3 protein-coding genes are annotated in these 1,665 nt (G+C 68.9%); all 3 read left to right on the plus strand.

The genetic code is table 11. From position 1 onward, the window contains the following. On the plus strand, positions 1 to 371 hold a 371-nt coding region (locus ACMUOO_RS17435), incomplete at its 5' end, for a hypothetical protein (protein ID WP_413855835.1). A 26-nt stretch (positions 372 to 397) separates the two neighbouring features. Beyond that, on the plus strand, positions 398 to 886 hold the full coding sequence (locus tag ACMUOO_RS17440; protein ID WP_301917944.1) for a hypothetical protein: 489 nt from the start codon (positions 398 to 400) through the stop codon (positions 884 to 886). Beyond that, positions 883 to 1,665 (plus strand): ATP-binding protein (locus ACMUOO_RS17445; protein WP_413855836.1); only part of this gene is annotated, 783 nt, incomplete at its 3' end. The genes ACMUOO_RS17440 and ACMUOO_RS17445, both read left to right, overlap by 4 nt.

The raw sequence follows: 1,665 nt of genomic DNA on the forward strand, positions 1-1,665 counted from the left end.
GCGGCATGATGGAGCGCCGTTCCGCTATCCACGGCGGCCGGGTCGTGTCGATCTTCGGCGCCGCCGGTCCCGCGCTCGACGAGGTCGGGCTTTCCGCCTGGATCGCGCAGGCCGCCCCGGGCGAGGCGCTGGTCTATCACCGCGGGTTCCTCGCCGTCGACGCCACCGGGGCCGTCTCGAACCTCACGCCCGAGCGCCAGCGCACCCTGCGAGGTGTCGCGGCCGCCGCCTTGCGCGCCGCCGAGCAGCGGCTCGTCCACCTCGTTCAGGCCCGGCTCGGCCCCGACCACTTCGCCTACATCGCCGTCGCCCGGCCGAAGCCCGGCCCCGCTGGCGCCGCCCTTTCGATGCGCCTCCTCGAGGCCGCCTGACCCTATCCCCCATCACGGAGATCCCCATGCCGTTCCCTGAGAACACCCCCTCTACCGACGAGCTGATCAACTTGCCCGCGGGCGAAATTGCCCAGCTTCCTGTCGAGCTTCTGGCCGCCATGCAGCGCGAGATCGACGCTGCCGCGAAGCAGATGAAGGCCGTGACCGCGCGCCTCAGTACCGCGCTCGAGGTCCGCTACGCCGCCCGCGCCGCCGAGGCCCGCCGCGCCTGCGGCAAGGACACCGGCACAGTTCGCCTCGCCGATGGCGATTTCACAGTGGTCGCCGATCTGCCGAAGCGCGTCGAATGGGACCAGACCCAGCTCGCCGCCATGGTCGAGCGCATCCGCGCCGCCGGCGACGACCCGTCTGAATACGTCGAGATCAGCTTCAAGGTCCCCGAGCGCGCCTATGCCGCCTGGCCCGAGGCGATCCGACAAGGCTTCGAGCCCGCCCGCACGGTGAAGACCGGCGCGCTGAAGATCGCGATCCTGCCGCAGGAGGACCACGCGTGAGCCTCCCCATCATCACGGCCGATCAGCGGCTGGCCGAGACGCGGGGCATCAAGGGCGTGATCTTTGGCCCCTCCGGGATCGGCAAGACCAGCCTGCTTTGGACCCTCGAAGCCTCGACCACGCTGTTCTTCGACCTCGAGGCCGGCGACCTCGCCATCGAGGGAATGCTCATCGACGTGGTCCGGCCGCGCACCTGGAAGGAGTGTCGGGACTTCGCGGTTTTCATCGGCGGCCCGAACCCGGCACTCCGGCCCGAACAGCCCTACAGTCAGGCGCATTTCGACGAGGTGTGCGGCCGGTTCGGCGATCCGCGCGTCCTCGCCAAATACGACACCGTCTTCATCGACTCGATCACCGTGGCCGGGCGGCTCTGCTTCCAGTGGTGCCGCGGTCAGCCGGAGGCGCATTCGGAGAAGACCGGCAAGCCGGACGTGCGCGGCGCCTACGGGCTGCACGGGCGCGAGATGATCGGCTGGCTGACCCACCTTCAGCATACGCGCGGCAAGAATGTCTGGTTCGTCGGGATTCTCGACGAGAAGCTCGACGATTTCAATCGTAAGGTCTTCGTCCCGCAGATCGATGGCTCGAAGACCGGGCTCGAGCTGCCCGGCATCGTCGATCAGGTCATCACCATGGCCAGCCTGCCGGACGAGATGAACCGGCCCCAGCGCGCTTTCGTCTGCCAGACGCTGAACCCGTGGGGCTACCCGGCCAAGGACCGCTCCGGTCGCCTCGACCTGGTCGAAGAGCCCCATCTCGGCCGGCTGATGGAGAAGATC

The organism is Albidovulum sp., assembly GCF_041919395.1.
Lineage (GTDB): Bacteria > Pseudomonadota > Alphaproteobacteria > Rhodobacterales > Rhodobacteraceae > Albidovulum.

Bases quoted from the DNA above. Each gene is read 5' to 3' on its own strand.
- ACMUOO_RS17440 (WP_301917944.1), top strand. From the start codon at position 398: ATGCCGTTCCCTGAGAACACCCCCTCTACCGACGAGCTGATCAACTTG.